This window comes from Shewanella sp. MTB7 (genome assembly GCF_027571385.1).
Lineage (GTDB): Bacteria > Pseudomonadota > Gammaproteobacteria > Enterobacterales > Shewanellaceae > Shewanella.
Genome location: NZ_CP085636.1, coordinates 1,207,340 through 1,230,358, shown reverse-complemented (window position 1 = coordinate 1,230,358; position 23,019 = coordinate 1,207,340). Strand labels below are relative to the sequence as shown.

At 43.7% G+C, this 23,019-nt stretch carries 16 protein-coding genes; 6 read left to right on the top strand and 10 right to left on the bottom strand.

Annotated features, from left to right (window positions below; genetic code table 11):
• Nucleotides 1–4: 4 nt before the first annotated feature.
• Genes HWQ47_RS05000 through HWQ47_RS04980 form a run of 5 tightly spaced genes read right to left on the bottom strand, consistent with a single transcriptional unit; the run spans nucleotide 5 to nucleotide 7,312 of the window.
• Nucleotides 5–808, bottom strand: coding sequence for an aspartate/glutamate racemase family protein (locus tag HWQ47_RS05000; protein WP_269970084.1), 804 nt, complete (start codon nucleotides 806–808; stop codon nucleotides 5–7).
• Nucleotides 801–2,477, bottom strand: a complete 1,677-nt coding sequence (locus HWQ47_RS04995; RefSeq protein WP_269970083.1) for a hydantoinase B/oxoprolinase family protein — start codon at nucleotides 2,475–2,477, stop codon at nucleotides 801–803. Before HWQ47_RS04995 ends, HWQ47_RS05000 begins: the two co-directional genes overlap by 8 nt.
• Complete coding sequence (locus tag HWQ47_RS04990; RefSeq protein ID WP_269970082.1) at nucleotides 2,470–4,575, bottom strand: hydantoinase/oxoprolinase family protein; 2,106 nt, start codon at nucleotides 4,573–4,575, stop codon at nucleotides 2,470–2,472. The genes HWQ47_RS04995 and HWQ47_RS04990 overlap by 8 nt, the downstream gene beginning before the upstream one ends.
• Nucleotides 4,572–5,066, bottom strand: coding sequence for a hypothetical protein (locus tag HWQ47_RS04985; protein ID WP_269970081.1), 495 nt, complete (start codon nucleotides 5,064–5,066; stop codon nucleotides 4,572–4,574). Before HWQ47_RS04985 ends, HWQ47_RS04990 begins: the two co-directional genes overlap by 4 nt.
• A 2-nt stretch (nucleotides 5,067–5,068) precedes the next feature.
• A complete protein-coding gene (locus tag HWQ47_RS04980) occupies nucleotides 5,069–7,312 on the bottom strand; it encodes a TonB-dependent receptor (protein ID WP_269970080.1) in 2,244 nt (747 codons plus the stop codon).
• Nucleotides 7,313–7,520: 208 nt separating this feature from the next.
• On the opposite strand from HWQ47_RS04980, the gene HWQ47_RS04975 reads away from it, so the two are divergent.
• The 4 genes from HWQ47_RS04975 to HWQ47_RS04960 all read left to right on the top strand — a co-directional run bounded on the left by HWQ47_RS04975 (nucleotide 7,521) and on the right by HWQ47_RS04960 (nucleotide 13,135).
• The gene (locus HWQ47_RS04975) at nucleotides 7,521–10,211 is read left to right on the top strand and encodes a LuxR C-terminal-related transcriptional regulator (protein WP_269970079.1); all 2,691 of its coding nucleotides are present in this window, start codon (nucleotides 7,521–7,523) and stop codon (nucleotides 10,209–10,211) included.
• A gap of 99 nt (nucleotides 10,212–10,310) precedes the next feature.
• Nucleotides 10,311–10,949, top strand: coding sequence for a PH domain-containing protein (locus HWQ47_RS04970; RefSeq protein ID WP_269970078.1), 639 nt, complete (start codon nucleotides 10,311–10,313; stop codon nucleotides 10,947–10,949).
• On the top strand, nucleotides 10,936–12,477 hold the full coding sequence (locus HWQ47_RS04965; protein WP_269970077.1) for a PH domain-containing protein: 1,542 nt from the start codon (nucleotides 10,936–10,938) through the stop codon (nucleotides 12,475–12,477). Before HWQ47_RS04970 ends, HWQ47_RS04965 begins: the two co-directional genes overlap by 14 nt.
• A gap of 118 nt (nucleotides 12,478–12,595) precedes the next feature.
• Nucleotides 12,596–13,135: a DUF924 family protein gene (locus HWQ47_RS04960; protein WP_269971668.1), complete on the top strand. Its 540-nt coding sequence runs from the start codon at nucleotides 12,596–12,598 to the stop codon at nucleotides 13,133–13,135.
• Between the two features lie 233 nt (nucleotides 13,136–13,368).
• Here the strand turns inward: HWQ47_RS04960 and HWQ47_RS04955 are convergent, their stop codons facing one another.
• The 4 genes from HWQ47_RS04955 to HWQ47_RS04940 all read right to left on the bottom strand — a co-directional run bounded on the left by HWQ47_RS04955 (nucleotide 13,369) and on the right by HWQ47_RS04940 (nucleotide 15,555).
• Nucleotides 13,369–14,694 carry a diguanylate cyclase domain-containing protein gene (locus HWQ47_RS04955; RefSeq protein ID WP_269970076.1) on the bottom strand — a complete coding sequence of 442 codons (1,326 nt, stop codon included), beginning with the start codon at nucleotides 14,692–14,694 and terminating at the stop codon, nucleotides 13,369–13,371.
• Nucleotides 14,681–15,004, bottom strand: coding sequence for a hypothetical protein (locus tag HWQ47_RS04950; protein ID WP_269970075.1), 324 nt, complete (start codon nucleotides 15,002–15,004; stop codon nucleotides 14,681–14,683). Before HWQ47_RS04950 ends, HWQ47_RS04955 begins: the two co-directional genes overlap by 14 nt.
• Complete coding sequence (locus HWQ47_RS04945; RefSeq protein ID WP_269970074.1) at nucleotides 14,991–15,167, bottom strand: hypothetical protein; 177 nt, start codon at nucleotides 15,165–15,167, stop codon at nucleotides 14,991–14,993. Before HWQ47_RS04945 ends, HWQ47_RS04950 begins: the two co-directional genes overlap by 14 nt.
• 241 nt (nucleotides 15,168–15,408) lie before the next feature.
• Nucleotides 15,409–15,555 (bottom strand): hypothetical protein, encoded by a 147-nt coding sequence (locus HWQ47_RS04940; protein WP_269970073.1) that lies wholly within the window; start codon nucleotides 15,553–15,555, stop codon nucleotides 15,409–15,411.
• A gap of 390 nt (nucleotides 15,556–15,945) precedes the next feature.
• Here HWQ47_RS04940 and HWQ47_RS04935 point away from each other — a divergent pair, with 390 nt between their 5' ends.
• Nucleotides 15,946–19,407: an Lcl domain-containing protein gene (locus HWQ47_RS04935; RefSeq protein WP_269970072.1), complete on the top strand. Its 3,462-nt coding sequence runs from the start codon at nucleotides 15,946–15,948 to the stop codon at nucleotides 19,405–19,407.
• A gap of 192 nt (nucleotides 19,408–19,599) precedes the next feature.
• Here the strand turns inward: HWQ47_RS04935 and HWQ47_RS04930 are convergent, their stop codons facing one another.
• Complete coding sequence (locus HWQ47_RS04930) at nucleotides 19,600–21,276, bottom strand: AMP-binding protein (protein ID WP_269970071.1); 1,677 nt, start codon at nucleotides 21,274–21,276, stop codon at nucleotides 19,600–19,602.
• 167 nt (nucleotides 21,277–21,443) lie between these two features.
• Here HWQ47_RS04930 and HWQ47_RS04925 point away from each other — a divergent pair, with 167 nt between their 5' ends.
• Entirely contained in the window at nucleotides 21,444–22,958 is a 1,515-nt protein-coding gene (locus HWQ47_RS04925) for an amidase (RefSeq protein ID WP_269970070.1), read from the top strand.
• The last annotated feature ends 61 nt before the right edge of the window (nucleotides 22,959–23,019 follow it).

Sequence of the window (23,019 nt, the reverse complement as noted above, 5' to 3'; positions counted from 1 at the left end):
CCAACTAACTTATCAAAAAACGATTACCGATTGGATCCGATAGGTTGTGTAAACCAAATTTAAGCATTTCACTCTCACAAGGAGGCTCGCAACTCCATTTATTACTGGGGGCCAAGTTAAAGTCTCGCTTCATTGATGCCAACATCTCCGCTTGTTTAAAAGCGGCAATAAGTGGATCAATCACAGGCACACCGAGTATTTGTTGCACCTTTTCATACAAACCAAAATTACAGGTGCAACCTAAGATCAACGCCTCGGCATGATCTTCCTCTATCGCCAACCTGCCCGCTTCGATAATGCGTTTAGTGGTCACTTCGGTATCACATTGCAGGGAGTTAGCACTCATATCGATTGAGCGCATTGAGGCTAAATAACCACCAAAGCCATAACGGTGTGCCCGCTCTGTCATCTGTTCAATCCACTTTACTTGTCCCACAATCACTGAAAATTTATTGGCAATATTAGCGGCGATTTGCATACTCGCCTGACACGGCGCTACCACTATGGTGTTTTGGCAGATCTCACGGCAATCTTCCAAGCCTAGATCATAGAAACAGCCAATCACCATGGCATCAACACCATGGCTATCCCCCTCCATCGCCACTTTCACCACATCCCCTATCACCAAAGATTCATAGAACCGGTATTCAAGATTATCCATCTTGGCTTCAGATTGCAGCGAGATAACCTCCACCTCGGTTCCCACTTCAGCAACCTGCTTCAATGCCATCCCCATAGGTTCATCATAATGGGGCTGCGCGATGGGATTCACCCAGCGAATACGTATTTTACTATTCTGACTATTCATGACTTCCTCCACGGCTCGCGCTAAATCCATAATGCTCTTTGGCATACTCAAGGCTCACATAACCGTTACGAATATCATCCATTAAGGCGGCTGTTTTTCGCTGCTTAGGATCGCCAAAACCAGCACCATTTGCGGTAATGATTCGTACTATGTCATCACTGTCAAGCGTCACTTCTGACGCCATGGCATACTCCTCCACCGTGCCATTAGTTCTAATCACTTCGACACGATTAACACTGCCATCTTGGCCTTTATTTAATCCCCAAGGCGCAATCTTATTGCGAGTATAAGCGCAGGTTAAAAAGCTATTATCGGAGCGAATAACGTAATCAATCACCACCCCTTTGCCGCCACGGTACTCGCCTGCACCCGCATCTTCATCGTTAAGCGCAACTTGACCGACAGTCACGCCGTAACGAGTCTCTGCGATCTCTGCTGGACAGTTAAAGGTATCGCCATGCATGGCGCAGAACATGGCATTAGCACCATCAAAACCATCTCCCGCCCCCCAACCACCGATTTCCGGTTCGATAATAGAATAATGTTTGCCTGTATCAGGGTGCTTGCCGCCCATGATGGTGGCACAAATGGAGGAGAAGTTACCGCTCGGCAAGCTGTCGGTGATTTTTTCAGCCAAACAACGCCAGATAAGATCATTAAGACGGATCATGGTTTCAAAATAGATCCCACAAGGCCCAGGCTCGCTAACATCATAAATTGAACCCACTCGGGTTTTAACGTCCAGTACCCTAAAGCAACCACCATTGGCCAATTGTCTGTCACCGATTAAGCCCATCAATGCCATTTGGCAAGCCAGCATAGTGCCATCTTTTGAGAGGTTTATCGGCAAAGCACTCTGTTCTGGTGCCTGAGTTAAATCAATGATCAAGCTTGTATCTGCAACCTCAATAGACACAAATAGGTGGCTACCATCATCTTGGGCTTCATTGATCTCATACTTGCCATCGGGTAGCGCCTTGATGGCCTTCTCAGCCATCGCTTGTCCTAATTCAAGATAGCTATCAACGGCTTGAATATAGGTCGATTTACCGTATTTATTAATCAAGCTAATAATGCGTTTACTACCTAGTCTAAGTGCTGATATCTGTGCCCAAAGATCACCTTTGAGAAAATCAGGCATCCTAGAGTTAACCGTTAACATGTCAATGACTGACTGTATTGGTTCATCATTCACGAACAGCTTCACCGCCGGAATGCGGATCCCCTCTTGGTAAATCTCAGTCGCATCCACCGACATCGACCCAGGTGATTTACCTGAAACATCATTCCAATGGGCAATATTCACCGCCCAAGCAATGATCTCCTGCGCCATAAAGACAGGCTTTATCAGCACCACATCATTAAGGTGAGTCACACCACCATAATAGGGGTCATTGGTGATAAAGATGTCACCATCGTTAATCTGCTCTAGCTCAAATTTAGCAATGATCGCTTTAACAGATTTATCCAAAGCACCCACGAAGGCGGGGATACCCGCACCGGCACTGGCCAACTCTCCTTTAGGATCAGTAATAGCAGTTGCCATATCGAGCACTTCATAAATAATCGGGCTCATGGCCGTTTTAGCTATGGTGTAAAACATCTCATCACTAATGGAGCGTAATGAATTTTGAATAATTTCAAGTGTGATGGGGTCATTATTATGCATGCTCGCCTCCCTTATTTTTCAACAGCTCAACGATGACATTGCTGTATTCATCGAGAAACACGGTTTGATTCGGGTGAATAACAATGGTGGTACCTGTCTGCTCGATAATCGCAGGGCCTGAAAAAGCCATCATTGGCTCCAACAGATCACCGTCGTAGATGACAGAGGTATGCACACCATCTTCGGCGTAATCCACTTCACGCTCACCTTTAATGGTTTCAGCAATTAAGCGACCACTTTGCTGCTGCTTGGCGAGCTTCACCTTGCCCACATCAGCCTTACCCACTAGGTGTAAGCCGACAAGTTCAATCTCATTTTCTAAGTTGTAGGTGTATTCCTGCTGATAAAGCTGCTGGAAAGACTCTCTTACTTGATCAATTGAGCTGTCATCAAGTATCCGAGGCAGAGGAACCTCAATGGAGTGCTCTTGGTTCTCATACCTAAACCGGCCAAAAAATTGAAATGTGGTTTTATCTGAAGTGAGCTCTTCACTGATAAACTCACTCTCTAACTCTTGGTACAGCTGCGCCATCTGTTCATTGATAAAAGGTAACGTTTGGTGATTCCAAGCACTTAAGTAGGTTAATAATCTGTCTCGACGTATGTCAGACATCATCATCCCCCAAGCAGAAAACACCGCCGCAGTTGCAGGTATGATCAACTTTTTAATACCCAATTCAGCCGCGAGTGCCGCCGCATGCATCGCCCCACCACCACCAAAGGCCACCATGGTGAAATCCCGTGGATCATGGCCTCGATTCACCGATACCAACTTAAGGGCGTTGACCATATTGTTATTGGCAATGCGCACGATGCCCCGCGCCACATCTTGGCTGGAGATCCCTAATGGTTTAGCGATCTCCTCGAGTGAGGTTTGCACACTCGCCATGTCAGCTTTTAACTCGCCACCACAGAAGAACTCAGGGTTAATACGACCCAAAGCAAGGTTGGCGTCTGTGGTTGTGGCGGCTTTGCCCCCTTTGCCATAGGCAACAGGTCCAGGGGAAGCCCCTGCACTTTTGGGGCCTACATGGAGTTTATTAAAATCATCGACCCAAGCAATCGATCCACCACCATTACCGATCTCGACCAAATCAACCACTGGCACCATGATCGGATACCCAGCTGAAACATGACTTCTCTCGATGTAATAATCTGAAGTGATCTTAACTTCACCATTATTGATCAAGGCACACTTTGCCGTCGTACCACCGATATCTAAGGCGATAAGATTGGGCTCATTGATGATTTTACCCAGCTCTGCTGCCCCCCAAATACCGCTGGCGGGGCCAGATTCCACCATAGTGATCGGGATCTGTTGGGCAGATTTTAAGGTATCAACACCACAATTTGACTGCATCACATAGAGCTGCCCAACGAAGTCTTTTTCAAGTAGTCCGTGATGTAACCGGCTTAAATATCGTGATGCTATGGGTTGCACGTACGCTGACAACACAGTAGTGCTTGTACGTTCATATTCCCGCCACTCACGGGATATTTGATGGGAACAGATAACATCAAACTTATCCGTTAATGCCGTGAGCGCATTCGACAGGGCTATTTCATGTTGTGGATTTTTATAAGCATTTAGTAAACAGATTGCCACCGCTTCAACATGATTATCCTCCAACTCCTTAATGATGCTCGCTAAAGAAAGTAAGCCTAAAGCTTGAGTCACCTCACCCTGATAGTTGATGCGCTCTTTAACTTCAAATCTCAAGTGACGAGGCACGTAAGCGGCTGGCTTTTGATAATTAAGATTAAAGAAATCAGGTCTGTTTCCTCGACCAATCTCCAATACATCCCTAAATCCTTGGGTTGTTATCAGCGCCGTTTTTGCGCCTTTTCTTTCTGTTAAGGCATTAATCACAACGGTTGTACCATGGGCCATCACGTCAATTTGGTTAACATCGACGTTGGCTTTTTCCATAACATTCAATACCCCCTGCTCAAAGTTAGGCGGAGTAGTATCGACCTTGGCGGTTTTTAACTGTTGTCTCCCGGTTTTAGGATCTTCACTTAAATACACCAGATCCGTAAAGGTTCCCCCCACATCAGTGGTAACAAAGACTTTATCTTTCATAGCCGCTTCTTTCATGAAGAGCCCTCCTCTAAAACTGGCAATAAAAAAGCGATAACGAACCAGCTATACAACGCCTCAAACTGGGTAAAGTCGCAATCAAGGTATGCATTTTCACTGGAGAGAACATTCACCGTGCCGATGACTTTCCCCTCAACAATGACTGGCCAGTTAATCACAGCCCCTAAGCCCATTGATGCGATAAGCTGATGATCAAAAAAGACTTCTGCCAGCGCTTTCTCGGTATTGCCAATAAAGGGCTCCCCGTCTCCAAGCACCTGTGCACTCCAGCTATTGTCTTCAATCTGCTTATAGCCACCGATAGGATATTGAGCCGGTGCTGAGCTATATATTCGTTTGGCTAACTGACCTTGATGATCGATCAAGGTTAAGGTAAACAACCTGATGGAGTAGTTTTTAGCCAGCTCACTATAGAGCGTGCTAAACAGGTCACAGGCTGATTTATCTTTAACAGAGTGAACCAGTTCACAGGGTGAAAAATCCATCATGTTTACTCCATGTTCCAACGCAGCTCGATACCAAATGTACGCTCTTGAGCTGGATGAGCAAACCCACCTAGCACCCACTCAGCCAAATACTCTTCATTACCTAAGTTTTTAGCCCAAAGGTTAACGCTCCAATCACCTTCATCACGGTTAAAGCCTAATCTTGCATTAACCAAGTTAATGGCATCACGGGGACTGCTATTAGAGGGATCCCAATATTGCTTGCCTCTTTGCTCCCAATCTAGTGTCAGGGTTGAAAGCCAGCCACTGAATAGCTCTGCGTGAATCTGAGTGCCTAAGTTGATGGTATATTCAGGCACATAAGGCGCCTTATTACCCACATCACTAGGGTTTAAGCTGTAGGCTTTAATCTCACTCTTTGTCATGCCAAATGAACCAAACAGATCGATGTTGTCATGCACTGAGGTTTTGAAATCAAACTCACCACCAATCAATGAAACCTCATCAATATTGGTCAACACTTGTGCGCCCAGAGAACCGACAAACACAAAGTAATGTTGGTTATCGATACTGGTATTGAAAAGTGAGGCGTTAAAACGCGTTGATATATCTGGGTAGAGACCTTTTATTCCCACCTCAAAGTTACTCGACTCTTCCGCTTTATAGAGATCACTCACCCCCTCTAACCCCGCGGTTGCCGCAAGTGCGCCCACACCACTTTGGTTAAAACCGCCGCTTCGAAAGCCTTCAGAAAAATTGGCATAGAGATTTATATTGGGTAACCCGGTGTACACATAGGACACCTTAGGCTGAAACTTGCTGAAGGTTTTTTCGCGCACTTCGCCTGAGTTAGGATCAAAGCTCACTGGAGCACGATTGGTTTGCTCTCGAGTATCTGAATCATAACGCCCAGACACACTCAACTCTTGGGTGTCCGTTACATCATAATTAAACTGAGCAAATAGCGCATAGGCTTGATTATTGTTGTTATCTGCTAAGAAAACCGTTGCAGGGCTAATGTCATCATTAATCGGTGGTGTTCTCTCGACTCGTGGAATACCCTTGCCAAGATCTAAGCCATTAAATGATGAGATAAAACGCTCGGTCTGTAGATAATAAAGACCTGCTATCCAACGAAAATCTTTATCATCATCGGAGGTAAATCTCAGTTCTGCGCTCTGGGAACTGGTATCTAAATATTGAGTTTGCACCCCGTCGAATACATTGGGACCAAAAGGTGATGTGGCTGAGGTATTGCGGCTATAGGGAAACTGATCGCCTGATAAATATTCCGTTAGTTCATCAGCTGCGAGGATTAAACCCGACGTTACATCTGAGATATTCCAATCTAGCTTTAGCGATGCAGAGGTGATTTGGCGATCATTCTCGCCGATATTATTGGCTTCTATCTCTGAGCTGGTATCGTTCGCATCATTAATGCCATGCAGCGGCTGATAAATGTAGTTAACTGCGCCACCTTCTGTTTCTCCTCGCGCGATACGTAAATCAGCAGAGAAATCATCACTGGGCTCCCATATAAAGCGACCTCTTATGTTTTTATCACGTTGAAAATCGACTTTCCTGTTCAAATAAACATTATCAATCAAGCCATCAAAGTCTTTATATGAGGCGGTAATACGGTAATTTATCGTGTCCGTCATTAGCCCACTTACCGCACCAGACAAGGCTTTTAATCCGCCGTTACCAATATCTAACTCGGCGTATCCCGTTAACTCATCCGTGGGGGCCTTGGTGGTGATATTGATCGCTCCACCAATCGCGTTACGCCCATAAAGCGCTCCTTGCGGCCCTTTTAGGATCTCTATCTGCGCAATATCGTAAAGGTCTTGGTTAAATTGATTAGGGCTAATCTGCAGTACCCCATCAACCGAAATCGCAACAGGTGACTCACCATTTCTAACTTGGGTTAATCCCCTGATAGTGATAAAGCTAGTCCCTGCGTTCTGCGCCTCAACCATGGTCATGTTTGGCGTAAGCGAGATAAAATCGGCTGCGCGTTCAATGCCTAAATCTTCAATATCTTGCTCACCAAAGACAGTAATTGCCATGGGGACTTCTTGTATATTTTCTTTACGTTGCCTAGAGGTAACCTCAATCACCTCCATGACATTATCTTGCGAAGAACTATCTTGTAACGCCTCGTTTTTTAAAGGTAAGCCTTGGGACTCACCCTCAGCGGCTTGCAGTGAAAAACTCACTAACACCGTGCTCACTAATGACGCTGTTAATAGTGATGTTACGGTCAGGACTCTTGAATATATGGTCATCTCTCCCCCTTATCGATCTGCTTCGCTTACGTTCAAATGTGACTAAAGTGTTGCAATCCGCTAAGGTTTGTTCAATAAAGAGAAAGGGTAGCCGGTCAGAGATTCTGATAAAAACTACCCTATCGGGTAGTTGCGAGTGGGTAAGTGTGTTTCGAAGGGTTTTTAGTATTTAATAGGTCAAATAATAACAAGAAAAAGGAACAAGGGTTTGCCAAAAAGACCAACACCTAGCTTTCTAATACAGAAGTTTAAACCGCCTCAGCAACAGATAAAACTGTCGTTGAGAACCGCTTTGCTTGAACAATTTACTCAAGCAAGTGTCAAGGCTTTGATCACCGCTGTAAGTCCTGCTGGTTATGGTAAATCCACCCTGCTCTCACAATATTTTGAGATACTAACAAAGCAAGATAATACCCAAGTTATCTGGATTGCGATTGACCCTTCAGATAATGAGCCCAACCGTTTTTTTAATCTCTTTTGCCATGCATTGGTTCATCATGATATCGCCGATAAACAATTAATTAATCGGGCAAGCAGTATCTCGGCCAACACAGATTATGAATCCTTTTTTATCGATATTATGGCTATATTACATGGGATTAATCAGCCTGTTTATCTGTTTATTGATGACTTTCATTTTCTCTCAGACAAGGTAATTTTACATTTTTTCAATCAAATTTTGCAGTATGGTCCGCCGCAGCTACAACTGATTATTGCCAGCAGAATACAACCGAGATTAGAGATAGGCAATCTACTCGCCAGTGGGCAGATGTTAATGCTGCAACCAGAGCATTTTAAACTCAGTATTGACGAAGCGATTCAGCTCTATCAAGAGCAGTTCAGCCAAAGTGAAATCACCGCATTTCATCAAAAAACAGAGGGCTGGGTCGTCGCGATGCAGTTGATCGCCATCTTTCATCAGCAACACCCTGAGATCGCGCTTACCCGTCTGCTCAATCAGTCCATCGATATTCTCGATCTCTATATGTCTGAGCAGATCTACCACAAACAAACACCCGAGGTTCAGCGCTTCTTGCTACACACCTCACTCTTAGACAGATTTGATCCGTTAATCGCCAATGATGTGTGCGAGATAGAAAATTCAGCCCAGTTAATGTCACAGATCATCCCCTTTAGCTCTTTGGTTATCCCCATTGATAGCCAGCAAGGTTTTTTCCGCTATCATCACCTGTTTGCAGACTTCCTGAAAAAACGGCTACTGCAGGAGGTGGGAGAGCAAACCTGTCGAGACTTAAGGTGTAAAGCGGCCAAATACTATGCCAACAATGACTACTTTGAAGAAGCCGTTAACCAGTATATTCGTGCAAATCACATTGAATTAGCTATCTCACAGATAGCGTCATCTGGAGGCTGGGAGCTGATCTTAACCCATGGTATTGGCTATGTAGAATCACTCTTAAGCCAATTTAACCGTGAGCAGATAACAAACTCTCCTACTTTAGGGCTAATACAGTGTTATTTATACTTAAAGCTGGGTGAAGTCAATCAAGCCTCCACCGCCTATGAGCTCGCTTTTACCCTGTTCAACGAATACCAATTACACAACACGCCCAGCTCAAGTCAATCTCGCGACTTTACCATTATTAAAATGCTAATTGACCTGTATCTAGACCGAGGCACCAACAGTGAACTCATTGAATCATTAACGGGTTTACTTAAGTCCCTTAAGGATAATGATCATTTGGGCCGAGGCATTGTGCTAGCCGGCCTCGGGCTTATTCATAACCAGTTGGGGATGTTTGATGATGCTGAGTCAGCCGCGTTAGCCAGCCATCAACAGATGCAACTGGCTAATTGCTGGGTGGGCATTAACTATAATATTTTCCATCAAGGGCAAAGTTTGGCTTATCGGGGACAACTGAATGAAGCACTGAGTTTATTTACACAAGCGAGCCAAATGGCCACAGAACACCTTGGTTTAGATAGCGGATTACAATCCATGGCAAGTTGCCTTAAAGCCGATATCCATTACCAAGTTTACCAGATAGATAAAGCCCAAGAGTTGCTCGCAAGTGGCATTAAGGTACTCGAAAGTAAAGATTGCTGGCATGACATTTATGCGGTGAGCTTTAGACTGGCCATCAATCTTGCACTCGTCCACGATGATCACGATGAATGCCAACGTTACCTGCAAAGAGGTTATCAAGTGGCTCAGTCGAGACACCTGGTTAGACTGGAAAAACTACTGGATGTGCTGCGTTTAAAAGTCACCGATAAATTTTGTCACCTCGATACGTTTAACCAATTGAACAGCCAAATCATTCGCGAGCCTTATTGGCAAGATCCTCAACCTATGTGGTTTGTTATCAGTGAATATTATTATGTCATCGCCAAGCACTATTTATCACGCAACATGAGTCATCAAGCGCTCACCTACAGCCAAAAACTCAATGGGATTGCCCAACAAAACAAACAAAAAATAGATCAGGTCAAAGCCCTCGGGATCCAATGTTTAGTCCACAATGCTACTGGCCATGAAAAAAAAGCCCTCTGCTTAGTGACTGAAATGCTCCACTTAGCTGCCGAAATTGGCTGTAAACAGGTCTTCTTTGAACTACCTCACCAAATAGAGGCGTTATTGCTTAAGCTCAATCTGAATATTGATGAGAGTGACATCAACCAAATGAGCAAAACCTTACTCATTTGGTTGATATCGGAACTCAAAAAGTCCCATAGTACTCAGAAAAACCCTTGGGATCTCTCATCACGGGAGCAGCAGATCTGCCCTTTACTTTCTCAAGGGTTCACCAACAAACAGATCAGTCTCTCTATGGGAATTTCAGAGAATACGGTGAAATTTCACCTGAAAAACCTGTTTCAGAAACTGGGAGTCATCAACCGACAACAAGCGGTTCTCACACTGGCTAACCTCAAGTAAACTCCAATTTTTTACTTAATTGTAGGGAAATATTTCTCCCTCTAGAGCTAGAGTACAGGTTACTGATATAGTCGTTCATATAATAAAAGATGGAAACTGATGATGTCTGAACCAGTAAACTCTGCAGCAGCGCAACCTGAAATTGAACATAAGCCACTCACTGAGAGTGATTGGCAAGGCTTTGATCAAATACCATTGACCCCGATTGAGAGCCGCTATTACACCCAAGTATTAATCGAAACTGCCGCTGTAGCCCTCTTCTTTATCACTGCGATGTCGAGTTTTTTGTTCATCGGTGCTGAGCTCCCGCTGCTTATCATGGCCATTATTATTCCGGGTCTGTTTTTTATCGCCACTTTTATCATCTGGATCAGAGTCAGCTACGCAAGATCCATTGCCTATGGTGTGTGTGAGCATGAACTTTTAATGCAAAAAGGGATCATCTGGTTCAAGCGTATCTCACTCCCCTATACACGCTTACAGCACATCAGTCTTTCTCAAGGTCCGCTGGAACGAAAGTTTGGCCTTAAAACCCTGAAATGTTTTAGTGCTGGCAGTGGCAGTGCTGAGATTGAGCTACCCGGTTTAGAGAGTAAAACAGCTGAAAAATTAAGACAGCATCTGCTTAGTATGGCTGGCAAGTCGTCTCAAAAGAGTGAGCCTTTATCAGCTGACAACCACATTAAGACTCACACTGACAGTCAACCAGAAAAGACCGCTGATAATGACAAGCACTAACTCACAGGCCTCATGGTCAGGCCTCTCCCCTTGGTCGATCGTCAGTTACATCTTCAATACGATTCGACAGGTATTGAGTAACGGCTATGCCATTATCCCGTTTGTGTATACCGGCTGGCAAAAGGGCTTTGACTCCCCATGGTTTATCATAGGAGCAGTTTGTGTAATGCTTGCCATTATCACCTATGCCATCGTGCAATGGGCTATGTTTCGTTATCGTTTATTCGATGACAAGCTCGGGGTTCGACACGGATTAATTTTCAAGAAAGCCAATGAGATCCCCTTAAGTAGGATACAAAATGTGCGTCTTGAGCAGCCCCTCTACTTCAGACCTATGGGGCTCTACAGTTTAGTGGTCGAAACGGCAGGTTCGAAAGAAGATGAAGCCGTACTCGCGGCGGTGAGCTATCAAAGAGCGATGGCGATAAAGCAGCATCTGCTCGCCGGCATTCAGTCTAAACACTGCGCCTCTTCAACAGAGACAAAACCAGCAGACGCTAGCTCACTGCCAACCACTGACGATAGTGTTCATCCCCAGGAGAAAATCTTAGTCAGCAAAGGATTTAAGGATCTGCTTCTTTTTGGTTTATACCAAAATAATCTATTTTGGTTTTCCATTATCGCGGGCCCAATTTTAAGCCAATTTGACTGGAGTGATATAGTCCAAACTCAAGTTGCCAAAAGCGCACTGGATTGGTATTACCTAGCTGTAAACGATAACTTGTTCTATCAAATCCTATTAATCACCACTCTTATTATCGGTTTTTACCTGCTGCTGTCTTTAATTTCTATAGCCGCCGCGGTACTTAAATATTATCCATACTGCCTAAGTTTAAGTGGCACAACTTTGCACAGAACTGGCGGTATTATCGCCAAACAAAATGATGCCCTAGCGCTGTACAGAGTTCAGGTCATTCGTTTTTCACAACCGATTGTAGGTCGATTATTAACACTCTGGACCCTCAACTTTCAACAAGTTAAAGGGACTGAAGTTGAACAGAAAGCAAAAAAGCATATGTTGGTTCCCAGCATGAGCCGACAGGAAATTATGGCTCTAATGCCGGCGATAAGTGAAGCTGGGAGTGCAAGCAGAGAACTGCCCACCCACTATAATCCAATACATTTTGGTTGGTTTTGGCGTCGAGCCCTGCTCCCGCTTATTGTCCCAGCTGTGAACACCATTGGAATGGGCTTTAATCCAATGACAGAACTAATGTGGGTCATAGGTTTTGTTTTCACCGCAGGCCTGTACTTAAGATATCGCCAGTGGGGTTACATATTTAACGGCAATACTTGTTGGATACACACTGGCGTATTAGGCCAATCTTGGCACTTGATCTCCCTTATAAAAGTGCAACATGTGACGATCACCCAAACAAAAGGTCAGCGCAAGCGTGGCGTTGCCAATCTTGAGTTAGGCCTAGCCAGTGGCACCCAAACCATCCCCTATATGCCAGTTGAAGATGCTCGAGCTATCGCCGAACGAGCCCTTGCTATCACAGCCAATGATCCCAATAACTGGATATAGATTCATAAAACCTAGGACCTAGGATCGAAACTCTAAAATCTAGGCTTCAAAGAAGAGGAGAGTCACCTTGAATAGCAAGGAACAGGTAGAGGAAAAAGTATTAGTGCAAACCTGTCATATGACGCCAGACACCATTATAAACTTTTGGTTTGAAGAGATAGCGCCTAAATGTCATTGGGTTAAAGACCATGACTTTGATGAGCAACTTCGTCTCCGTTTTGGATCATTACTCAAACAAGCTAAAGCGGGCGAGTTGTATCACTGGCGCGTCACACCTCTGGGACGATTGGCCGAGATCATCGTACTGGATCAATTCTCTCGAAACATATTCCGCGACACCCCTCAAGCCTTTACAGCCGATCCGATGGCGCTCACCTTAGCCCAAGAAGCCGTCGCGAGTGGCGTCGATTTGGAACTTAAAGCCAAGCAAGTTCCCTTTTTATTTATGCCCTATATGCACAGTGAATCTAAACGCATTCACGAGGTAGCTATAATCCTTTTCAGCCGTGAAGCTGCACTGGTCAGCCTCAACTTTGAGCAGAGGCATAAAGCGATTATCGACCGTTTTGGTCGTTACCCTCATAGAAATGTGATCTTAGGACGATCCTCAACAGCTGATGAGTTAGAGTTTTTGTCTCAACCAGGATCTAGCTTTTAAAAGTAATAAGGAATCTTGTCAGATAACAAATAAGCCTAACCGATCTGATAACCAATAGTATCCTTTGGGATTGGTGGGTGGATTGGTTTCATTGAACTGAATTGGTATTTGGATGGTTTGCTATTTGATAGTTTTACTGGAGAGCATGGATTCACGTAACAGATTCCAATGACCCACATAGGGTACTGACAGAAAGGTAGTTATCCACAATTATTTACAGACTCTATATTCATCTACGAGTTAAAATCACTGGCAGACAACTCAGGCTGAAAGATACTAAACTGATTTCGCCCAGCTTGTTTAGATTGATACATAGCCAGATCTGAAACACTTAACAGGCTTTCTAAATCATTAGCATGTTGTGGAAAGATAGAGATACCAACACTGGCCCCCATCTCTATGACCACCTCATCCGATAATGTGAGATCTTGACTCAGTGCAACGACTAATCTTTCACCTAAAGCTGCAATTGCTGTTTCTCCTCTACCCTCTAATCTATTTGCATCAAAATAGCAGCCGACAACAAACTCGTCACTTCCCCAGCGAATACAGATATCATCATTTCTAAATACCAACATTAAACGCCTACCCACTTCGATGAGCACAGAGTCTCCTGCTTCATGGCCATAAACATCATTTACAATTTTAAACTTGTCCAAATCTATGTTCATAATAACCACTATCTCATTATTTTTTTGAGCTTGTTCAAATAGAGAATCTAATAAACGTTCTCCAGCACGTCTATTTTTCAAATGAGTCAGAGCATCATGATCAGCTTCGAAACGTGTATTAACCTCCCGCTCAGTTCTCTCTGTTACGTCGTACATCAAAACCTCTATAATGAGGGAGTTATCAGTATCAGTATCCACCACTTTAGAAAATAGGCAGTGAACCCAGCAATCAGCTTGCTCAACGGTGGTTTTCAATTTAAGATCCAAAGCTACGGTATCGAGCTTATTACTCTGCTTAATCCTAGTAATAAACTTATCCACCTCATCTTTATTATGAAACCAATCAGTAAGCTTTAACCCAATGGCATCGGGTATTGAATGAGTTTTTAAAAGAATATTCTGAAATGCAGAGTTAGCCGTTACTAAGCGGTTATCATTATCAATTAAACAGATCCCAGCGCTTGTCTGTTCAAAGATTAACCTAAACTCTTTCTCCAGAGCCTCAGTTTTTTCCCTCATTTTCCGCTCTGATTCGATGGAACTGTTAAGAAGAGAGATAAGTTGGTTTATTCCTTTAGCAAGACTGCCAATTTCATCTTGGTGGTGAAATCTAGGTACCTGAATTTCAATCTCTTTACCTGATTCAACTTCTTCAAACTGTTTGGTTATTTCATTAAGTGGTGAGGTCAACACTTGGTGTACAATCAAGGAGACAAGTAAAGCGATAGTAACGGTCAGTAAGGCTAACATCCAGGCTTGATTCAATGCTGAGTTTTTGGCGTTACTATTAATAAATTCCTCATCGGCTAACAGCCATAACTCCCCAATTAACTCCTTCTCACTAAAAGGATGAAAGAGCTGAATCTTTTCGACATTATCTAACCCCATCAACGATAGTTAACCCAGAATTTAACTTAAAACCGGACTCGCTCACCAACTCCACTTGAGAAACAAGATCATTCATCGTCAGACCCGAAATAATCTCATTGGCTAACTCGATATCCTGAACGTATATGGCAATAGAAGCCGTCTTCTCAACAGTCACTGAAAGTTGATTGATCTCTGCTATAGAGCGTTGTTGAATTCGAGTTATCTCACCAAAATAGAACACAATAGAACTTAAAGCCGCAATAATTGCTGCCCCAACGGCGATTGCCAATGCAACTTTAAAATACAGCTTTCGACTAAAACTTTTCAAATCGATAAACCACTTTTAAAGAATTCGTCAAATCTCGACTGGAAATATAACCGATCCCCTGCATAGTGCCTTTGATCCCCATCACTAATTTCTCTGGGGAGTTAACCTCTTCGGGAGGCGCACTTCGTCCCGAAAAAAGTAACCTTGCCCAATAGGCATCCATATTCAGCTCAATAAGTTTGACGGGAAAATGTAGACGGGACCAGATGGCTGGGAAGGTTGGGAATTAAACACTGTACTCATTTTGGGGCGTGCTTTCGTGTTAGCGACTTACTCAGACAAGTCAAAACCGAAGAGATAGATGAACTGGTGTAGATGCGGCTCTGAGCTTCCACAACAGGCTGAAGTATCGCGCGAAATATCAAATCAGCGATTACCATTGATCACTACACAACCCATTTGGGTTAGTTATAACCAAGTACGTAACAAGATTCATCGACCAAATATTCACTGATCCACTCCACAGTGGGTTGTAAAAATCCCTCTACATCAACCCAACTTTGTCGTGACTCAGCCTTATCTGCATTAGGTCGTGGTATTTGCTGTTCCATGTTGCCCCTCTTGTATTCCTCACTTCAACTTAGGTTCAGATTAGCAAGCATGGGGTTACCACACCAAGACTAAAGCTTGGTTGTGCTATAGACAGCGTCTATGGGCCGATATAAACGTAGTGGGGAAATCGAACGAATCCGTTTACTCTCAGAAACGCCAAGGTGATTTCATAGTAACTAATTGTTTTAGAACAGAAAGACCCTTGGGTAAAATTAGGTAAATTTCAAACATCCCCTCTTTTATCCCTTGTATTTTAATGAGTAAATTCCCATCGCTGATATTGTAATTTTGCCGGAAAAATCGAGGCGAATATATAAAGAGTCAAGGAAGAACAAGGTTAGGTGACTAACGAGATAAATATCAAATTAGCGCTCTATGAGGAGTTGAAGATGAACGTTTTAACCAGATTAAGTATCTTAATTATCATGATAACGGGGCTGGGGGCATGTGGAGGTGAAGAGAAAGCCACCCCGCCAAAACCAGAAGAGAAACCCGTTCCCGTGGTTGAACCCAAAACAGAATTAACAGGAATACCCACTTCATTTCAGGTGAAAGCCTGTATAGACGAAGATGCAGATTTTATCTGTGATGCTACGCCCGTCGCGATCACCGAAGTTTACCAAGGGATCGACATTGATAAGCTCGCGCCAGACGCACGAATATTAATTGAGCTAGCCCCACCTGAAGCAACAGGAATTGGAAGTTTCATCGCTTTCGAGGGTAAACGATTCATGTCGTTCCCCGTGGGAGAAGAGCAAGCATCGCCATTCAACCTATTAGCCTTAGGTGTGGTTCAATATGCACAAGAACTAGGAGACGATTGGTGCTGTGGTCATGCTATCCCACTCAATCTAAAGCAAGCCAAAAGTTATTTAGTACAAAACTTTAAACTCGATGGCAACGGTCAGCAAAATGAAGCCATATTTCAAGCATTCAACTCGAATCTTGAGCTCTTAGGTGGCAACGGATTATCGTTAAAACAAGCCTATGATGCTGACATAAAAGCGATGGCTGAATCATTGGTGGATCTCACTCTTCACTCTCAAAGTATTTGTGACCGACTACCTGAATATTGTGAAGGAAACCCTGATGATCCATACCCACCCATCGATTTATCAAGCATAGTGCCCTGTATTACTGCCTATGATGGGGGAGCTTGTGTTGCAGAAATCCCTAAACTCCAAGTTGAATCACCAGTAACCGATGAAATGTTTAGGCTTAGCAACAAAGAAGCCACTAACATCGCTTACAACATCAGGGCCAGTAAAAAAGAGCCTCTTGCTTATGAAGCCGCATTTGAGCAATTAACATGTAAAGATGACGAGGAAAAACAGATCTTTATGTACGGCATGGCGGATAATTTCGCCACTACTAACATAGAGAGTACGGCTCCATCTGCTGCATTAACCACTTGGTTAGGCACGGTACCGAATAACTTAGTTCACCCTTATGATTTCGATGCCAGCATATCGCCAGCTAACCCCAATGTGTTTACAGATACCTTAACCAACTTACCAAGTGATCTATCCAATGGTCTATTGGTCATGGGATTGAAAGAGCGAGGTTTTACCCTTGCTGATACGCCAAATTACTTCGACATATTTGCCATAGGCGACGCTACAAATCTAAGCTCAAGCGCCAATGTCAGCGGTACTGTTAGCGACATTCGCACCACTTGGCAAAGTGTATCGCCCCATGTGTATTTTAAAAATTTACAAAATATACACAATCAATCTGGTTCTCAGTCTCTGCTCGACAAACTGCAAGTTGGGCAAACTAATCTGGATCTGGTGATAATGCCGACCACCAATGTCGATTTTGTTGCCGTTGCAGCTTGTCGCATTAAAACGCCGCAAAAACCCACAGGTCTGCCAGTTAAAGAGGTGATTTCGGTTCTAAAAGAGAAATTTACCTGTGATGCTGATCAAGGCGACATTTACTACGAAATCCTTGGTGGTGAGCCCGATGATTTCACGCCAGGTTCGGATCAAAACAGCCCCAGTGCAGCTCTGTTATCGCTAGCGGGTAACCTAATCACTTATGATCAAATTAGTGAAAAGGACAGTACCTTTATTGATACCTTAGCCCTACCCAATGGCAGCAGTATCACTAAAGCCCAGTTCATGATCAATGCCCGTGCCAGTGGTCCAAATGCAAGCAACGATAAGGTATTTTTAGCCAACACCGCAATGAGCAACATGGTCACAGGTTTTACTACAACTGCGCCGGGCGCGCTCGTCAATCAATGGCCTAACGGCACGTTAAATGGCGGAGTGGCATACATCATTGATGGTTTATTTAACATTCCGAGTTTGCCAAGCACACCTAACCTCATCACGGTGCTCAACGCGAGTAATACCAGTGGTGCAGGGCTTGATGTTCTCGTATCTGAAAACACAGAAGTGGATACTACACTGCTGCAGTTATGTATCAATACCGGCGATCAACCTTGTGTTGATACCGACGGCGATGGTTATTGTGACGAAGAGGAGAAAGATACGGGTAGCGATCCAGCCAATCCAGACTCTACACCTATCGACTTAGACGGTGACGGTGCATTGAACGATGATGATTGTGATCCTAATGACCCCACGGTAACCGACCAATGTCATGAGGTGATTTACACTGACGTATTACCTGAAAGCTGTAATGAATATGTCACGGTTGATCTCAGTCTTGCTAATTCGTGGGTAAACAGTGCGGGTAGCCACCCAGTGGTAAATAACGTGTTTGACGGTACGCAATACCAAGGTATTGTTTGGGATGGCGCCTTGTCATGGTTTGATTTCGGTAGTGCATCCAACGTCACTCACAAATTAAAGCAAGATTTTTGCTCATGTGGCGGCGGCAAGGTCATTATCGATGAGTTTAAGTCAGACAATATGGGTTACATTGATTTAAACAATCTAACTAATCAAACTGGTAACCGAATCGTTTCGCGTACCCAGTACAGCCAATCGACAATGGCATCTTGGGGCCCTAGTGAAAGTGGCAGTAACACGTTTTCAGGTACCGGTAATGGCGTTGACTTTAACCTTGAATTTGGCGTTCAAAATGTCTCAGGCCCTAGCGGTGGTGGCACTAAAGGTAGATTGGAGTTTATTGGTCATTTAGGCGCTTGTACTACACAAGATGTGATCGACAATTCTGGTGGAACAGGTACTGTTGGCGGTGTTGGACCCGCAATCAATGTGGGGGCAATAGAAGCAACCCATGAACTATTGTCAAATATGCCCGTGATCCAAGAAACGACGGCGCCGTTTATCAAGCTCGATGATATCGGCAACCCACTTACTAACCAAACTCTGCCATGGAGCGACACAGGCAGTGAAAGTGAGGGTAACCAGTGGTCGTGCGTTAAAGATGTTGCGACTAATCTTATCTGGGAAGTGAAACGTAATAGTAATGGGATAAGAAAAGAGAGCTTACATGACGCCGATGATGCTTATGCTTGGTTTGATCCCGACCCGACAACCAATGGTGGCTTCTCAGGCGCAAACACCTCAGGTAATTTTTGCTTTGGTTATGATGCAAATGACAGTAACACTTTCTGTAATTCCCAACGCTTTGAAGATAGCGTAAACACCACTGATTTTTGTGGCTCAGCTACTGGGTGGCGACTACCAACAATAGAGGAGCTAGAAAGCCTGGTAGACACCAATTATGGTATCCCAATGATCAATGGTGCCTACTTCCCTAATACCCCTTTGCAATCAGGTTATTGGTCAAGTACCACCAATCCTAATGATTCAAATAAGGCAGAGCATCTCTTTTTCTATAATGGACAGAGTTATAATAATACTTCGAAAACATATACTTCTGCGTCTGTTCGATTGGTTCGAGACCAATAGTCCTAAGTAGTATGTTTCATGTCGAATAACAGGGTCAGATTAACGTCAATACCAACGCTAATCTGACCTTTTCTTTGCAAGATTAATTGATTTAAATACGATACAAGCAGCCACTATCAATACTTGATTTCACGATCAAACTTATTGAGCACGTAAACGATAAATAGGATATTTAATAAGATAAAAAGTCCGCTAATGCCCTTTTTCCATCATGTCTCTCATCACAAACTTTTGGATTTTTCCTGTCACCGTCATAGGAAATTTAGAGACAAAGGAGATATGTTCAGGAATTTTGAAATGACTAATATTATTTTTACAGTAATCCTGCACCTCCTTTTCAGTCAATGATCTATCTTTTTTACATATAATCCATGCACAAACACTTTCCCCATACTTGGCATCTTTGATCCCAAAAACCTGCACATCTAAAATGCTCTGGTGTGTGTATAAAAAGTTTTCAATTTCTCTTGGATAAACATTCTCACCACCACGAATAATCATATCTTTCATGCGCCCGGTGATTCTTAAGTAATGATCACTGTCCATTTCCCCCAAATCGCCAGAGTGTAACCAAGCATCTTGGGTAATGGTTTCTTTGGTATTTTGTTCATCTTCCCAATAACCTTTCATGACAGCATAGCCGCGAATGCATATCTCTCCCTGCTCCCCTATAGGAACGATATCACCGCATTGATTAATCAGTTTTACCTCTAAACCAGGGCCAACTCTTCCCACCGTCGACACGCGTTTTTCAATAGCGTCATTGATATCTGTCATATGACTCACTGGGCTCGTTTCTGTTTGACCATAAGCGATAAGTACATGTTTCATGTTCATGTCATCGATCACTTTCTTGATCACTTCTATTGGGCACAATGCTCCCGCCATGATACCAGTGCGCAAACTCGTCAGATTATATGTTTTAAACCTTGGCTCATTTAACATGGCGATAAACATAGTCGGCACACCATGAAGGGCCGTACATTGCTCATCATTGATCACTTCTAAGCATGCAGCAGAGTCAAATGAATCACTGGGAAATACAGCGCAACAGCCATGAGTAATACACGCTAAATTCCCCATAACCATACCAAAACAGTGATATAGAGGCACTGGAATACATAACTTGTCCTCCGCAGTTAAGTGCATTTTCTCCCCAACTTGAAAGCCATTATTTAAGATACTTCGGTGGGTCAAGGTTGCCCCTTTGGGTTCGCCTGTGGTACCACTTGTAAATTGAATATTAATCGCATCATCAGGTGACAGACGCTGACCGAGACTGACTACTTTCTCAATTAAAGCATCAGTGTAGTACTCACCAACCTCATCAAAACTAAACATACCCGGTCGGCTTTTACAGCCCATTTGAATGACACTTTTCAACAGTGGGTAATTTTCAGCAACGATCTCTCCTGGCGCGCACAATTTAAGCTCAGGCACTATGGTTTCAATCATTTCCAGATAATCATTTGACTTAAAGTTGGTCGCAGTAATCAACACCTTGCAGCCCACTTTCTGTAGTGCATAGGAAAGCTCCGCCATCCGGTATGCAGGATTAATACACACCAATAGAGCACCAATTTTGGCCGTGGCAAATTGAGCGATACACCATTGAACACAGTTAGGCGCCCAGATAGCCACCCTATCTCCGGGTTTGACATTAAGCTGTATTAGTCCAGCGGCAAATTGTGTCACTTTTTGATGGTATGTTTGGTAACACCAAGAGATATTTTGATGTTTAACAACAAGGGCTTGCCTCTTAGGGTGTTGTAAAGCTATGCGATCAAAAGCCTGTCCAATCGTACTATCAATAAAGCCGACATGACTCTCTCCCTCAGCGTAACTTTGTTTGGCTAAACCTTGCTTCATTGCTATCCCCTTCGGCTATCTAACAAGTTTATAACTTATAAACATTACAGGCAAAATGCAACATTTTATTCTCAAAGTAGAATATATCAAACAATAATATCCCACTTGACACGATCAACTCCATAGCTATACGTTAGTACTTTGAAACTAGCCCAAGGATAATAACGATGGCAATTACAGGCCCTACTTTAAATGAATTAAATTTGATCGCTAAAAGTCTCTATATGGACTTATCAGACTCCGATTTGGAATTACATTTATCCTTATTACAACCCAACCTGACAGCTTATGAACTGATTGATTCGCTTGCTGATTATGTTCCTGAGGTTACCTACCCACGTACCAGTGGTTATGCGCCAGAACCAGAACAAAATGAACTTAATGCATGGCATCGAAAGACTTCGATCAAAGGGGCTAAATCTGGTTCATTAGCAGGGTGTAAGCTTGTTTTAAAAGATAATATTTTCCTTGCTGGGGTACCGATGATGAACGGTGCGTCAACATTACAGGGATATGTTCCTGAGTATGACGCGACGGTAGTGAGTAGAATCCTCAACGCTGGCGGGGAAATTGTGGGTAAAGCCCACTGTGAATACTTCTGCTTATCGGGTGGCAGCCATACCAACAGTAAGCACCCAGTCAAAAATCCCTACAACCCGCTTTATTCCAGTGGCGGTTCATCCTCAGGTTGTGGCGCCTTAGTCGGTTCAGGGGAAGTTGATATGGCAATTGGCTGTGATCAAGGCGGCTCAATTAGAATTCCCGCCTCTTGGTCTGGTTGCGTTGGCATGAAACCAACTTGGGGACTCGTGCCCTACAGTGGCATTATGCCCATTGAAAATACTATCGATAATGCTGGGCCAATTACCAATAATGTGAAAAACAACGCCAAACTGTTACAAGCCATAGCTGGCCCTGACGGGCTAGATCCTCGGCAATATAGACAGGAAGTTGATAACTACCTTGTTGGTTTGAACTCCAATATTAATGATTTGAAAATAGGCATATTAACCGATGGGTTTAACCGCCCTGAATCAGAAGAACAGGTAGATAAAGCTGTACTCGATGCCGTTAATGTATTTTCTAAACTTGGCGCGAGTGTCGAAGAAGTATCGACGCCTTGGCACAACATAGGCCAATCCATTTGGCTGGCAATAGCATTAGAAGGCTTAACCGATCAGATGATGCTCCGCAATGGCATGGGGCTAGGCTGGAAAGGGTTGTACAGCACCAGTTTAATTGACCGTCACTCAAGTTGGCGCATGCATGCTAATGAGCTGCCAAATAATCTAAAGTCTTGTCTGTTAACTGGCCAATATATGCTCGAGAAATATAACGGCCATTTTTATGCAAAAGCACAGAATCTCAGCCGTCGCTTAACCGATGAATATAACAAGCTGCTGTCGCATTTTGACATTTTAGTGATGCCAACCACCCCGATGCAAGCAACGCTTATTCCTACCACTGACGATGATGAGTCTCTGCATGTGCAGCGTGCCTTTGAAATGATCGGTAACACCTGTCCATTTGATACCACCGGCCACCCAGCTTTATCTATCCCTTGCGGAATGCGAAATGGTTTACCCGTTGGGATGATGTTGGTCGGCAACCATTTTGACGAAGCTACCTTGTATCGAGCTGCACAAGCTTATGAACAAAGCACTGATTGGAAAGCCGTTTAATCTATCTACAGCCTAAAAGTTCAATTTTTACTCGCTAGTTATTCTAACAATAAACAATTAA

What these genes read in the sequence shown, in the direction of transcription:
- HWQ47_RS05000 (WP_269970084.1), bottom strand. Translation starts at nt 808, where the DNA reads ATGAATAGTCAGAATAGTAAAATACGTATTCGCTGGGTGAATCCCATC.
- HWQ47_RS04995 (WP_269970083.1), bottom strand. Translation starts at nt 2,477, where the DNA reads ATGCATAATAATGACCCCATCACACTTGAAATTATTCAAAATTCATTA.
- HWQ47_RS04990 (WP_269970082.1), bottom strand. Translation starts at nt 4,575, where the DNA reads ATGAAAGAAGCGGCTATGAAAGATAAAGTCTTTGTTACCACTGATGTG.
- HWQ47_RS04985 (WP_269970081.1), bottom strand. Translation starts at nt 5,066, where the DNA reads ATGATGGATTTTTCACCCTGTGAACTGGTTCACTCTGTTAAAGATAAA.
- HWQ47_RS04980 (WP_269970080.1), bottom strand. Translation starts at nt 7,312, where the DNA reads ATGACCATATATTCAAGAGTCCTGACCGTAACATCACTATTAACAGCG.
- HWQ47_RS04970 (WP_269970078.1), top strand. Translation starts at nt 10,311, where the DNA reads ATGATGTCTGAACCAGTAAACTCTGCAGCAGCGCAACCTGAAATTGAA.
- HWQ47_RS04965 (WP_269970077.1), top strand. Translation starts at nt 10,936, where the DNA reads ATGACAAGCACTAACTCACAGGCCTCATGGTCAGGCCTCTCCCCTTGG.
- HWQ47_RS04960 (WP_269971668.1), top strand. Translation starts at nt 12,596, where the DNA reads ATGACGCCAGACACCATTATAAACTTTTGGTTTGAAGAGATAGCGCCT.
- HWQ47_RS04955 (WP_269970076.1), bottom strand. Translation starts at nt 14,694, where the DNA reads ATGGGGTTAGATAATGTCGAAAAGATTCAGCTCTTTCATCCTTTTAGT.
- HWQ47_RS04945 (WP_269970074.1), bottom strand. Translation starts at nt 15,167, where the DNA reads ATGGATGCCTATTGGGCAAGGTTACTTTTTTCGGGACGAAGTGCGCCT.
- HWQ47_RS04940 (WP_269970073.1), bottom strand. Translation starts at nt 15,555, where the DNA reads ATGGAACAGCAAATACCACGACCTAATGCAGATAAGGCTGAGTCACGA.
- HWQ47_RS04935 (WP_269970072.1), top strand. Translation starts at nt 15,946, where the DNA reads ATGAACGTTTTAACCAGATTAAGTATCTTAATTATCATGATAACGGGG.
- HWQ47_RS04930 (WP_269970071.1), bottom strand. Translation starts at nt 21,276, where the DNA reads ATGAAGCAAGGTTTAGCCAAACAAAGTTACGCTGAGGGAGAGAGTCAT.
- HWQ47_RS04925 (WP_269970070.1), top strand. Translation starts at nt 21,444, where the DNA reads ATGGCAATTACAGGCCCTACTTTAAATGAATTAAATTTGATCGCTAAA.